Source organism: Chryseobacterium sp. UF-290 (assembly GCF_058245615.1).
In genome coordinates, this window is the sequence record NZ_JBSICB010000001.1 from 481,770 (window position 1) to 494,293 (window position 12,524).

Genomic DNA, 12,524 nt, shown 5'->3' on the forward strand with positions numbered 1-12,524 from the left:
GTAATAACCATGAAAAAAAAATCAAATGAAAAAATCTTATTTCATTGCATTATGTCTTATATCCCTGGTTAGCTGTTCAGCTCCGGGTGATGAATTACAAAACTTTAATGAATCCGAAAAATTAGAAAGCCTTACTAAAACTGACAACAGCATGTTAGCGAGAGGAGGTTTCAGAGGCGATCCAAGTACTGAGGCTCCTCCTGAGGGAATATGGTCTACCTCTATTTACCTGACTAAGCCTATTTACGTTTTTTACAGTCCTTATACCAAAAAGTATTTATATGGAAACTCTCCTTTAGCATCTGAACTTCCTAAATCATACCCAGGTCTGGGGTTTTATGGTATGGATAGATTTTTAGGATCTGCAGATGGAAATGGTCCGGTTATTTCAAGCTGGTTTAATACAGTTACCAATGATTTAATATTAACGACCAATCCTAATGAATTTACCGGACAAAGTAACTGGGAGAAAAGAGAGGTTGGGACAAGCTATAATGGAGATGAGCCGGGAAGTTATCCAATTTACAGCTATTTCAATTCTGACAACAGAACTCACTTTTACACCAGAGACAAGAATGAACTGGGGGATGGAAAAAATGGGTTTGTTTATCAGGGAATTTCCTTCTACCTGAAAGAATCAGGACCTAAACCTTTCAGAGTTCGTGACGGAATTTTTTTCCAGGATAACAAAACCGGAGCCGTATATATTGTATTTGAAAGTACATTAAGACGTATTGATTCCTGGTCTGTTGTTAATGGACTGTTTGATTTTAAGCCAGATCCACGAACCGGAAAGCCTAAAGACTGGAAGATTCTGAAAGTGAACATCGAAGAATATACCGGAGAAAGAGGAGCTGATATCAATTCAGAAACGAAATTGGTACAAAATACAAATGATGGTAAAATATATATGGTTGATGGAGGTTTTTTCAGATACATTCCTACTATGCAGATATTTAATATCTACAATTTTAATGAAGATGCTATTCAAAAGAAACCTATACGAATGATGGCTACGGATAAAGATATCGCCCATACCTACTAATATATTTAATTTCAACAGATAAAAGGGGCTTCATGCCCCTTTATTATTTTATAAAAGCTTCAGGTGATTTGTTTGAAACATGGGCCTCTTCAAAGCTTGACATTTCATTCAAAAAGCTGACAGCACTTTGGATCAACGGATATGCCAAAGCACAGCCTGTCCCCTCTCCAAGACGTAAATTAAGATTAAGGAGAGCCTTCTGTCCCAGCAGTTCAAGAAGCTGTAGATGGGCGTTCTCGTCACTTACATGACAGAAAATACAATTATTAAGAATTTGAGGATTTTTTTTCCAGACAATGGCTACAGCAATAGTAGCAATAAATCCATCCACCATGATCAGCATATTCTGACGGAATGCCTCTTCCATCGCCCCGGTCATCTGGGCGATTTCCAATCCGCCAAATGTTTGAGCAATGCCAACAGCATCTTTGATACCCGGATATCTTTCTATTGCCTGGGTTAAAATATTGATCTTATTCTGCAGCTGGTCGTCATTCAATCCTGTACCGCGACCTATACAGCTTACAATAGGCAGATTAAACAGCTTACTCATCACCAGTGAAGAAGCCGAAGTGTTCCCTATTCCCATTTCACCAAAACCAATAATATTACAGCCTTGTTGAGCTATCTCATAAACCACTGACTTCCCATTTTCCAAGGCCTGCTGATATTCTTCAGAAGTCATTGCAGGTTCTTCCAGAATATTACGGCTGGATTTTCTGATTTTTTTATCTACCAGGTTTAAGCCTGTCGGAAAGTCAAAATTTACTCCGGCATCTACAATTTTGATCTCAATACCGTTCTGCCTGCAAAAAACATTGATGGCCGCTCCTCCGCCCAGGAAATTCATCACCATCTGATAGGTTACCTCCTGCGGATAAGCGCTTACGCCTGCTGTGGCAATACCATGATCAGCAGCAAAAACTACCATATGAGGATTCAATAACCGGGGCGAAATCGTCTTCTGAACCATTCCGATTTTGTGGGCAAGATGTTCCAGATATCCTAATGCGCCTAAAGGTTTTGTTTTAAAATCAATTTTATGCTGTAATTCGTTCGATAACATCGTTGTAGATATGATTATGTTAAATAGAGAAAGTGCAATATTAGGGAAATGAGGGGTATTTTGTATAATGTATTCATGTATTTGTGTAAAATGTATTGATGATGGAGGATTTGAGCTAAGAGCCAAGCCAGAAGCCAGAATCAAGAGCCAAGAGCCAAGAGCCAAGAATCAAGAATCAAGAGTCAAGAGTCAAGAGTCAAGAGTCAAGATAAGAGACTTAAAAGATAGACTTTAGACAAGAGCTGAACAACAAGAAACAAGTAACTTTAATCTTTAAATTTTAATTTCTCAAAAATCTGCGCAAGATCACTGCGTACCTGTTTCGTTACTTTGCAGCATACATTGAAAACAATGACACCAAAAATATTAGAAAAAATAAAAGAAGTTGAGGCAAAGCGGGGCGTAGAAGTCCTTCTTGCAGTAGAATCAGGAAGCAGAGCCTGGGGTTTTGCATCGCCTGACAGCGATTATGATATACGTTTTATATACCGTCATGAAAAAGACTGGTATCTTTCCCCCTGGGATAATGATGAAACGATAGAATTTATGACAGAAGACGATCTGGACGGCTCCGGGTGGGACCTTCGAAAAACATTTCATCTTTTGCTGAAATCGAACGCTGCCCTGCTGAGCTGGTTCTATTCTCCTATCGTTTATAAAGAAGATGAAAAGTTTACAGAACTGTTTAAACCTTTGGCAGACACCTGTTTTTCACCAATAGCAGTTTCTTATCACTATCTGAGTATGAGTAAAAAGTACCTGGAAGCCTGCAGAAGCGATGAAGTAAAATTAAAAAGTTATTTTTATTGCCTTCGGACTGCATTGACTGGAAAATGGATCATAGAAAAAGGAACGGTTCCTCCTGTATTGTTCAGTGAGCTGTTGGTATTAGTGGATGATAAAACCGGAAAAAAAATAGACGATCTGATCACCTTAAAAGCGACCAAAGGAGAAGCATATTACCATCCGAACGACTGGGATTTGTTTGAGCTTTTAGAAAAAATAATAGCTAATAATGAAGAGAGATCAAAGGCTCTACCCGGAAGCAAAGCAGATAAGGCTGAAATGGAAAGGGTTTTTAAGAAAATATTGTATCTATAAAACCAGAATTTAAAGAAAAATAAAAAAATAATCTCATGAAAAACATCATCGCACTCTCTCCTATGTACACGGAAGACAGTAACAATCTGAAAAAGGCATCGCTCAATTCACCTTACGAACTGAGCCGTTTTAATGCAAAATGGAATGTTCCGGAGGAATTTCGTGCAGATGTGATTGCAGTGTATGGTGAAGATATTTACGCGGAAATTGTTTCTGAACAGTGTAACTTAACATTAATGAAACCTGAAGACAATTGGCTTGCCGACATCTCAGAAGAATTTACAAAACGTAAAATTTCCTATGGCCAGCTAAAAGGTTTTATTCATGAAGAAAATATTTTCATCAAATGTTCAGATTTTAAAAGCTTTAAAGCAGGCGTTTATCAAAAGGTAACGGATATCAAAGGTTTTGATTCTCTCGATCCGGAGATCACCGTCTTCACATCAGAAGTTGTGGAATGGGAACTTGAAGTAAGATGTTTTGTGCTCAATAATGAAATAAAAACCTGTTCTTCTTATTGGCGAAATGATACCTTTGACACCAACCCGCTTTCGGAAAAAGAGCAGAAAGACATGTTTGCTTTTTTTGATTCATTTATCCAAAAATACACTTCCTCCCTGCCAACAGCTATTGTGCTTGATTTTGGGATTATCAAAGGAAAAGGCTGGGCATTGATCGAAGCTAATCCTGCATGGTGCTCCGGGTTGTATGCGTGTGATGCGGAAAAAGCCTTGGAGGTGATTGTGAAAAGCTGTATTAAAAGTTAGAATCATGGAAATGCTCATTTTTACAGGAATCCCTGCCAGTGGAAAAAGTTCTTTATATAAAGAGTTTTTTTTTAATTCCCACATCAGAATAAGTATGGATCTTCTCAATACCCGGAACAAAGAAAGTAAATTGCTTCAGTATTGTTTTGATACTCAATCCAGGATGGTTATAGATAATACCAATGTATCTAAAAAAGAAAGGAAAAAATATATTGATCTTGCCCGGCAAAATCAATATATGGTCATCTGTTATTACTTTGAGTCCAATATTCAGGAGTGCCTTGAAAGAAATAAAAACCGTAAGGATTCTATTAATGAAATTGGAGTAAAAGCAAAATATAAAGAACTTGAAATTCCCTCATTAGAGGAAGATTTTGACAAAATAGTAAAGGTAAAGATCGTTAATACCCAATTTGAAATCTACGATTATGAAATTTGAAGAAATAGAAATCTTAATGCGAAAAAATGAAGCTCTTTCTGAACAGTATATACTGCCTGAAAACTTCATTATCGTGAGGTTGGATGGAAAAGGTTTTACAAAACTGACCAAAGAAAAGCTTTCATTAGAAAAGCCTTTTGATAAAGGTTTTAGCCAGGCGATGATTGACACTGTAAAACACCTTTTCAATGCAGGCTTCAGAGTTCTGTATGGCTATACACAAAGTGATGAAATCTCATTGCTTATCCATAAGGATGATAATACATTCAGCAGAAAAACAAGAAAGATCAATTCTGTCCTGGCAGGAGAAGCCAGCGCTTTTTTCAGCCTTCAGTTCAGTCAGGTCTGTGTATTTGACTGCAGGGTTATTTCTGTTCCGAACCGGGATATGATTTTGGATTATTTCTGCTGGAGACAAGAAGATTCACACAGAAACGCTCTTTCAGCATACTGTTACTGGACTTTAAGAAATAATGGTTCTAATGCAAAACAGACTACAGAAAAAATTGAAAAAATGTCTATGTCTGATAAAAACGAACTGCTTTTTCAATATGAAATTAATTATAATGATGTTCCTCTCTGGCAAAAAAGAGGGGTAGGAATCTTTATAAGAGAAAAGAATAAAACAGGATATAATCCTCTCACAAAGCAGAATACTGATTCTATAAGAAAAATTCTGTATGTTGAACAGGAATTACCAATTAGAGAAGACTACAGATTATTTATAAATAATATTGTGAAGAATTCATTAAAGCGAAGGTGAAGTTAAAATTATATACAAAACACTGTGAAATTTTTTTACCATCAAAAAATAGCTAAAATGACCATATCCGATCTCAAAAATAAAAACCTCATCCTCTTCGAAGCCGTTTCCGGAAGCCGTGCCTTTGGATTGGCTACAAAAAACTCAGATACCGATATCCGGGGAATCTATTACCTGCCTAAAAAAGATTTCTTCGGACTAAACTATATTCCACAGATCTCTAATGAAACGAATGATATTACGTACTATGAAATCGGAAGATTCGTCGAGTTATTGCAGAAAAATAATCCTAACATTCTGGAGATTCTGGCAAGTCCTGAAGATACTGTTTTGCACAAAGACCCATTGATGGATCTTTTAAAACCGGAAGATTTTCTATCCCAACTCTGTAAAGATACCTTTGCAGGATATGCGATTTCACAGATCAAAAAAGCAAAAGGTCTCAACAAAAAGATATTAAATCCTGTCGGGAAGGAAAGAAAATCGATGCTGGACTTCTGCTTTATTCTTGAAGGCCAGGGTTCCGCTCCATTGAAAAAGTGGCTCACAGAAAATGAAAAAAGTCAGGAAAACTGCGGTTTGGTCAGTATTGATCATACAAAAGGAATGTTTGCTTTATTTTATGATGAAACCAAAACTTTAGGATATAAAGGAATTATTCATCATGAAGAAGCCAACCAGGTTTCTGTATCCTCTATTCCCAAAGATGAAGCTCCGGTCGCTTACCTTTACTGCAACTTAGATTCTTATTCCACTTACTGTAAAGACTACAGGGAATACTGGAAATGGGTTGCCGAGCGCAATGAAGACCGTTACAATGTCAACCAGACCCATGGGCAAAATTATGACAGTAAAAATATGATGCATACCATCCGGCTGCTGCAGTCCTGTGAGCATATCTTCAAAACCGGTTCACTGGAGATCCGTGTTACAAACCGGGACGAACTGCTGGATATCAAAGCAGGAAATCAATCCTATGAAAACGTAATGCAGAAGGCAGAAGACCTGATCACATCTATTGAACATCATCATTCAACGTCCAGTCTTCCGGAATTGCCTGATCTGGAAAGAACAACCGGAATTTTAGTAAACATCAGAGAGAAGCTATATGGTAGAGAGTAAAGAACCAAGAGCCAAGAATCAAGAGACAAGACAGGAGACTTAAAGATATGAGACAAAGTTGAGCAACGAGCAAAACTAAAACATTCACAATATCATTCTTTCGCTGTTCACTTTTTCTTCGAAGCTTTCGCCATCGGATTATACTCAAGGCAAATCTTCATCCAATACTCAAAATCATCAGGCTTTTGAAAGCCGGCAGGCTCTACATAGCAATAATCTTTAAGCTATTTTCCTCTCATCATCATGGGAAGAAAGCCTGTTTTTTCTGAAACCTCATCCTGTAATTCGGGGTTATAGCGGCACATCAGGTTATCATGACTGATATTGATGCACATCTTCCCATTCACCAGAAATGCTAAACCACTGAACATTTTCTTCTCTTCGACCTCAATATCGTCTATAGTGGAAAGCCATTCCCGTACCCTGTCTGCGAGTTCAATATTATAAGCCATAATCTTATCCTTTTTATCATCTAAAATTAATTAAAAACAGGGGTCAATACAATATTTTATCTGACATTTAATGACTATCAATTTTAGAAAAATAAAATTTTATTTAAATTAATTATTGTTTTACGATAATTAATTATACATTTGCAATATCAATTAATGATCGTGACATGAACCAAACCAAAATTATTTCAAGAATATTATTTTATATCTGCTCTTTGCTTTCAGCCGGATATTTAATTACTCTGCTGTATTCCCTCCTTTGTCTTCTAACAGGATTTTCTGTTACTCCATACAAAGAGAACCGATATCTCCATATCAATTATCCGTTTACGGAGCAGCCCTTTCTGAATATTGAAAATAACTATCCGTATATGATCTTTTCATTTCTGCTGGTATTAATTTCCTATGGAATCTTTTTCTGGCTTTCTGCAAAAGTTTTCAGAGTATTCTTCCAGCAGAAACTTTTCACCAAAGAAAATATACGGGAACTTAAGAAATTTTACCTGTACAATATTTTTGTCCCGCTTCCACTGGTGATTATTGCCAGCTTCTTTGTGGAAGTGGAAAGTATAATATGGGGACTGGTGTTTATTCACTTTATGCTTGGAATTTTCTGTCTGTTTCTTGCGAATATCTTTAAGCAAGGACTACATTTGCAAAACGAACAAGACCTATTTATATAAAATGCCAATTATAGTCAACCTAGATGTGATGCTTGCCAAACGAAAAATGCAGAGTAAAGAATTGGCAGAAAAACTCGGAATCACTCCTGTAAACCTTTCTATCCTGAAAACCGGAAAAGCTAAAGGCGTTCGGTTTGATACGCTGGAAGCCATCTGTAAGATCCTGGAGTGCCAGCCGGGAGATATTCTTGAGTATCAGGAGTAGGTTCTCTAGGATTAGAGATTCGGAAAGGATACACAGTTGCTGATTTCTGGTTGTTCAGCTCTTGTCTAAAATCTATCTTTTAAGTCCATTGTCTTGACTCTTGGCTCTTGGCTCTTGGCTCTTGATTCTTGGCTCTCTGCCATCCAAATAGTCCTCATCACATATCACTTTAGCAGTAGTCCAAAAAAGGCTGCCTGTCATTCTATTACCCAAACACAGCATTATGAATACACTATCAATCAACCATCTGAGTCTCACTTACAAAAATGGCTTTCAGGCGATTAAGGATATTTCTTTAGACATTAAAAATGGAATGTTCGGCTTATTGGGGCCAAACGGAGCCGGGAAATCGTCTTTGATGAAAACCATCGTCGGGCTTCAGAAACCGACTTCAGGAAGTATCCTTTTCAATGAAGCGGATATTGTCAAAGATCCTGATCACATTAAAAAGAATCTGGGATTTCTCCCCCAGGATTTCGGGGTTTATCCGAAAGTTTCCGCTTATGACCTGCTGGAGCATATTGCAGTGCTGAAAGGCATTACAGATAAACATCAGCGGAGAAACCAGATCCTGAACCTGCTTGAAAAAGTCAACCTTTCAGATTTTGCAAAAAAAGAGGTTCATACTTTTTCAGGAGGGATGAAACAGCGTTTCGGTGTAGCCCAGGCTTTATTGGGAAACCCGAAGATCATGATCGTAGATGAACCTACTGCGGGCCTGGATCCGGAAGAGCGCAACCGTTTCAATACCCTGCTGAACGATATCAGCCAGGATGTTATCGTCATTCTTTCAACCCATTTGGTGGAAGATGTGAGAAATCTCTGTTCAGAAATGGCTGTTATGAATTCCGGACAAATCCTTAGAAAAGGCAACCCCGGAATATTAATCGCTGAGCTTGAAAATAAGATCTGGTCCAAACCCATCGACAAAAGTCAACTGGAACAGTATGCCTCCAGCTACGAGATCATCAGCAGACAGCTGATAGAAAGAGAACTTCATATTACTGTGTTTTCTCAAGAGTCCCTCAACGACTTCATACCAGTGAGCCCTTTACTGGAACACGTTTATTTTCATTCTTTAACTCAAAAACCTTAGACATGAACGCCATATTCTTATTCGAAGCCGGACGCAGCATACAGCACCGGCTCAGCTATCTTATTGCTTTAATTTTAGTATTCATAGGCATTTTCTGTGGCAGCCAGTTTAATCTTTCCGTAGGAGAAGGGATCTATTTAAACTCACCTTATACCATTGGATATATGACGGGAATGCTAAGCCTTGCAGTCATTTTTTTTGCAACTGTTTATGCATTACAGCTGCTTTTTAAAGATCAGGATTCAAAATTTGATACCATTCTGTTTTCATTTCCGTTTTCAAAGCAAACCTATCTGAAGGATAAATTCAGCATGTACTTTCTCCAGACCTTTGTAAGCTTTTTCTTTTTAATAGCAGGATTTATCATAGGCCAGACTATGCGCAGCGGAAGTGAAATGCAGGACAGCTTCAATATCATATATTATTTATATCCGCTGCTGATCTTCGGGCTTATCAATACTTTTCTTGTCTGCAGCTTTCTGTTTCTGCTCTCTTTAACGGTCAGTAAAAAGCTCTTAGTGGTAGTCGGCGGACTGTTTCTCTACATCTTTTATATGATCGTTCTGCTGTTCTCCAACTCACCGTTTATGGCGGGAAGCATCCCTCAGTCACTGGAAGCTCAACAGATTTCCGCATTGCTCGACCCTTTCGGGCTGTCGGCCTATTTTCTGGAATCCCGTATGCTTAGCGCCCAACAGAAAAACTTACAACGGGTTCCTTTTACAGGATATTTATTATTGAACAGAATATTATTTACCCTGGTATCCGGAGGTTTTCTGCTGCTTTCTGTAAGATTATTTTCTTTCTCAAATACTTCCGGACAAAAAAACAAAAAATCAGCTGTGAAGTTTCAATCATTGCCTGAAACCAGGATATCAGAATATATGATTACCACAACAGATTTTGGTCCGGCAGCTTCTTTTCGCTCACTGCTGTCTTTTGCAAAAATTGACCTGATCTATCTGTTTAAAGGCATTACCCTGCCTGCTCTTTCCGTTCTGCTGCTATTTTGTGTGGGAATGGAAATGTATGCAGAAATTGAAAAGGGCATCCGTCTTCCGCAGAAATATGCAGGCTCAGGGCTTATGGCAACTACAATATCTGAGAACTTCCATCTGCTTGGATTGCTGATCTCTGTCTATTTTCTGAATGACCTGTACTGGAGAAGCCGCTCATCAGGATTCTTTCTGATCGAAAACAGTACGTTTCTGTCGAAAAACCGCTTAACCGGACATTTCATTTCTATCAGTATTTTGCTGTTCCTCTTCACCGGAATCTTAATTTTTCAGGGAATTATCTTCCAGGCTGCCTATAAGTATCTTCATATTGACTGGAATGCTTATCTCGGAGTTTTCCTTTTCAATACTTTTCCTCTGATCCTGTTTTCCGGATGTATTCTGCTGATCAATGACCAGGTTCCCAATAAATTTATTGCCCTGGGGATTTCTATCCTTGCCGTATTTGTACTGGCAGGTCCGGTTTCCGGCAAGGTTATCACCTATCCGCTTTTGAGAGTATTCTCCAATTTTAAAGGCAGCTACAGCGATTTCAACGGATATGGAATTTATACAACGGCTTTTGCACAAAGGCTGTTATTCGGTGCCGGTGTAATAGCTGTTTTATGGATGCTGAACAGTTTTATCAGAACCAAAAGATTCTCCCTCATCCAAGCTGTTTTAAGTCTTATTCTGTTCTTTTCGGGGATTTGGACAGGTACCTTGTATATGAACGGATATATTCCCAAAGATCAGGCAAAAGCAGTTTTAAATTCAGTACAGTATGAAAAGCAGTTCAAAAAATATGAAAGCCTTCCCCAGCCGGAAGTCACTGATATCACTACAGAAATTCAATTGTATCCTTCTAAAGGTTCTTATCGGATCATCGGAAAATATATCCTTAAGAACCAGACCAACCAGCCGGTCACTACAGTCCTCATCAATTTTAATGAAGATTTAAAACTGGAATCCGCAGTATTGAAGGCTGGAGCTGAAACCATAAAAGTGAATGAGAATACAACCGAGATCACATTAAAACAACCTATGCAGCCTGGTGACACAGCCTCTTTGAATTTCCTGATATCTTATCAATGGTATGCCGTAAACGGTCACCAGTCCTTTAATGCCATCATTGAGAACGGTTCTTTTATGAGGATCAGCAGATATTATCCGGCCATCGGTTATCAAAAGGCTTATGAAATTCAGGATGAAAAGCAGCGGGGCCAGTATCATCTCGGAAAACTTACAGGATTGAAAAAACCTGAAGCGCCTGAAGTCTTTAAAAGGGATTTTATCAATTTAAATATGACCGTTTCCACTGAAAAAGGACAAACAGCCGTAGGAACCGGAGATCTGGTAAAAAAATGGACAAAAGGAGAAAGAAACTATTTCCAGTATATGGCCGGTCAGATCCCTTTCCGCTTTGCAGTCTCCTCTGCCGAATATAAAATGAAAAGCATGAATTATAAAGGCATTACAGTCAACATTCTGTATCATCAAAAGCACTTTGAAAATGTGGACCATCTCTTTCAAAATGCAAAGCTTACCTTAGATTACTGTCAGCAGAACTTTGGTGCATATCCTTTTAGGAGCATCACCTTTGCAGAGATTTCCTCCTTTACCAGAGGTTTCGCAGCTACCGCTTATCCATCTACGGTTTTTATGCCTGAAGATATGGTATTTCACTCCAATATCCATGCTGATCAGAAGCAGGATGTCATCAATGAACTTGCAGGGCATGAGCTCTCCCATCTTTGGTGGGGCAACAGTCAGATCGATCCCGATGACAGAGAGGGTTCCGTCATGCTTACGGAAACCCTGGCCATGTATACCGAAATGATGCTGTATAAAAAGATGCATGGGAAAGAAAAAATGATGGAAAGAATACAGATGCATCAGCAGATCTATGATAATGAAAAAGGTCTGTCTGAAGATCTCCCGATCTATAGAGCTACCGGTGATGTACCCCATATTTCTTATTCGAAAGGAGCTATGGCAATGGTAAAATTGAGTGACCTGATCGGCGAAGAGAAAGTGAATACCGCTTTGAAGAATTTCCTCAGAAACAATCAATATCCGAAAAAACCAGTTTCATTGGATCTTATTAATGAGTTTTATAAAGTTTCCCCTGATCTCAATACCAGGAAACAAATTGACAGGTTATTCAAAACAACTGAGCATTAGTCCCTTCTGCAAGACTCTTTATTATGATAAAAATAAGTGGTCTTACCGACAGTTTTTTAATTTTTATGAAAATATTTTCAGGAAGCTGTAACAAAGTAAAAATGTAACCAACTAATTAATTGATATATCAATAATTGATACATCATTTTAAATCTAAAAATATGGAAAAGTTAAATTCAATTATATTCTACAATATAGACAAAGCGATCAGGGCTTATAGAAACTATGCACAACGTCAGCTGAAGGCCAATGGCTTCACTATTACCATCGACCAGTGGCTCATCATCAAAGCGGTTCTGGAAAACCCGGGAATTACCCAGAATGAAATTGGTGACCTTGTTTTTAAAGACAACGCATCTGTAACGAGAATAATTGATTTAATGGTAAAGTCCGAGTATATCACACGGCACATTCATCCTCAAGACCGCAGAAAGACTAATCTGGAAGTGACAGATTCCGGAAAGAAAGTCATCAAAGAGGTTCAGGATATTGTTGAAAAGAACCGGAAAACGGCTTTGAAAGGCATTACACAAGATGAGCTTGAAGTGATGTATTCCTCTTTACTGAAAATTTCAGAAAACTGTCTTACCCCTAAAAAATAAACAC

At 38.2% G+C, this 12,524-nt stretch carries 13 protein-coding genes; 11 read left to right on the forward strand and 2 right to left on the reverse strand.

What is annotated here, in order from left to right; genetic code table 11:
* Positions 1-25: 25 nt before the first annotated feature.
* A complete protein-coding gene (locus AC4IF5_RS02080; protein WP_490731209.1) occupies positions 26-1,045 on the forward strand; it encodes a hypothetical protein in 1,020 nt (339 codons plus the stop codon).
* A gap of 43 nt (positions 1,046-1,088) precedes the next feature.
* Here AC4IF5_RS02080 and cobT read toward each other — a convergent pair whose 3' ends face one another.
* Complete coding sequence (gene cobT, locus AC4IF5_RS02085) at positions 1,089-2,111, reverse strand: nicotinate-nucleotide--dimethylbenzimidazole phosphoribosyltransferase (RefSeq protein WP_490731210.1); 1,023 nt, start codon at positions 2,109-2,111, stop codon at positions 1,089-1,091.
* A 351-nt stretch (positions 2,112-2,462) separates the two neighbouring features.
* Here cobT and AC4IF5_RS02090 point away from each other — a divergent pair, with 351 nt between their 5' ends.
* From AC4IF5_RS02090 to AC4IF5_RS02110, 5 genes are read left to right on the forward strand one after another with little or no spacing between them, the layout of a single operon-like run.
* Positions 2,463-3,212 (forward strand): nucleotidyltransferase domain-containing protein, encoded by a 750-nt coding sequence (locus tag AC4IF5_RS02090; RefSeq protein ID WP_490731212.1) that lies wholly within the window; start codon positions 2,463-2,465, stop codon positions 3,210-3,212.
* Positions 3,213-3,247: 35 nt separating this feature from the next.
* Positions 3,248-3,979 (forward strand): ATP-grasp domain-containing protein, encoded by a 732-nt coding sequence (locus AC4IF5_RS02095; RefSeq protein WP_490731214.1) that lies wholly within the window; start codon positions 3,248-3,250, stop codon positions 3,977-3,979.
* A 4-nt stretch (positions 3,980-3,983) separates the two neighbouring features.
* Positions 3,984-4,418, forward strand: a complete 435-nt coding sequence (locus tag AC4IF5_RS02100) for an AAA family ATPase (RefSeq protein ID WP_490731215.1) — start codon at positions 3,984-3,986, stop codon at positions 4,416-4,418.
* Positions 4,408-5,181: a tRNA(His) guanylyltransferase Thg1 family protein gene (locus AC4IF5_RS02105; RefSeq protein ID WP_490731216.1), complete on the forward strand. Its 774-nt coding sequence runs from the start codon at positions 4,408-4,410 to the stop codon at positions 5,179-5,181. The genes AC4IF5_RS02100 and AC4IF5_RS02105 overlap by 11 nt, the downstream gene beginning before the upstream one ends.
* 57 nt (positions 5,182-5,238) lie before the next feature.
* Complete coding sequence (locus AC4IF5_RS02110) at positions 5,239-6,303, forward strand: nucleotidyltransferase domain-containing protein (RefSeq protein ID WP_490731218.1); 1,065 nt, start codon at positions 5,239-5,241, stop codon at positions 6,301-6,303.
* 224 nt (positions 6,304-6,527) lie between these two features.
* Here the strand turns inward: AC4IF5_RS02110 and AC4IF5_RS02115 are convergent, their stop codons facing one another.
* Complete coding sequence (locus tag AC4IF5_RS02115) at positions 6,528-6,755, reverse strand: TfoX/Sxy family protein (RefSeq protein ID WP_490731219.1); 228 nt, start codon at positions 6,753-6,755, stop codon at positions 6,528-6,530.
* A 167-nt stretch (positions 6,756-6,922) separates the two neighbouring features.
* Between AC4IF5_RS02115 and AC4IF5_RS02120 the strand changes: the two genes are divergently transcribed.
* From AC4IF5_RS02120 to AC4IF5_RS02140, 5 genes are all read left to right on the forward strand, one after another.
* Positions 6,923-7,438: a DUF2975 domain-containing protein gene (locus AC4IF5_RS02120; RefSeq protein WP_490731221.1), complete on the forward strand. Its 516-nt coding sequence runs from the start codon at positions 6,923-6,925 to the stop codon at positions 7,436-7,438.
* 1 nt (position 7,439) lies between these two features.
* Entirely contained in the window at positions 7,440-7,643 is a 204-nt protein-coding gene (locus AC4IF5_RS02125) for a helix-turn-helix domain-containing protein (RefSeq protein WP_490731223.1), read from the forward strand.
* A 223-nt stretch (positions 7,644-7,866) separates the two neighbouring features.
* Entirely contained in the window at positions 7,867-8,739 is an 873-nt protein-coding gene (locus AC4IF5_RS02130) for an ABC transporter ATP-binding protein (RefSeq protein ID WP_490731225.1), read from the forward strand.
* Positions 8,740-8,741: 2 nt separating this feature from the next.
* A complete protein-coding gene (locus AC4IF5_RS02135) occupies positions 8,742-11,918 on the forward strand; it encodes an ABC transporter permease/M1 family aminopeptidase (protein WP_490731227.1) in 3,177 nt (1,058 codons plus the stop codon).
* 161 nt (positions 11,919-12,079) lie between these two features.
* Complete coding sequence (locus tag AC4IF5_RS02140) at positions 12,080-12,520, forward strand: MarR family winged helix-turn-helix transcriptional regulator (protein WP_490731229.1); 441 nt, start codon at positions 12,080-12,082, stop codon at positions 12,518-12,520.
* Positions 12,521-12,524 lie beyond the last annotated feature (4 nt).

Excerpts from the sequence above, each read along its gene's own strand:
- AC4IF5_RS02080 (WP_490731209.1), top strand. The coding sequence starts at position 26 with ATGAAAAAATCTTATTTCATTGCATTATGTCTTATATCCCTGGTTAGC.
- cobT (WP_490731210.1), bottom strand. The coding sequence starts at position 2,111 with ATGTTATCGAACGAATTACAGCATAAAATTGATTTTAAAACAAAACCT.
- AC4IF5_RS02090 (WP_490731212.1), top strand. The coding sequence starts at position 2,463 with ATGACACCAAAAATATTAGAAAAAATAAAAGAAGTTGAGGCAAAGCGG.
- AC4IF5_RS02095 (WP_490731214.1), top strand. The coding sequence starts at position 3,248 with ATGAAAAACATCATCGCACTCTCTCCTATGTACACGGAAGACAGTAAC.
- AC4IF5_RS02100 (WP_490731215.1), top strand. The coding sequence starts at position 3,984 with ATGGAAATGCTCATTTTTACAGGAATCCCTGCCAGTGGAAAAAGTTCT.
- AC4IF5_RS02105 (WP_490731216.1), top strand. The coding sequence starts at position 4,408 with ATGAAATTTGAAGAAATAGAAATCTTAATGCGAAAAAATGAAGCTCTT.
- AC4IF5_RS02110 (WP_490731218.1), top strand. The coding sequence starts at position 5,239 with ATGACCATATCCGATCTCAAAAATAAAAACCTCATCCTCTTCGAAGCC.
- AC4IF5_RS02115 (WP_490731219.1), bottom strand. The coding sequence starts at position 6,755 with ATGGCTTATAATATTGAACTCGCAGACAGGGTACGGGAATGGCTTTCC.
- AC4IF5_RS02120 (WP_490731221.1), top strand. The coding sequence starts at position 6,923 with ATGAACCAAACCAAAATTATTTCAAGAATATTATTTTATATCTGCTCT.
- AC4IF5_RS02125 (WP_490731223.1), top strand. The coding sequence starts at position 7,440 with ATGCCAATTATAGTCAACCTAGATGTGATGCTTGCCAAACGAAAAATG.
- AC4IF5_RS02130 (WP_490731225.1), top strand. The coding sequence starts at position 7,867 with ATGAATACACTATCAATCAACCATCTGAGTCTCACTTACAAAAATGGC.
- AC4IF5_RS02135 (WP_490731227.1), top strand. The coding sequence starts at position 8,742 with ATGAACGCCATATTCTTATTCGAAGCCGGACGCAGCATACAGCACCGG.
- AC4IF5_RS02140 (WP_490731229.1), top strand. The coding sequence starts at position 12,080 with ATGGAAAAGTTAAATTCAATTATATTCTACAATATAGACAAAGCGATC.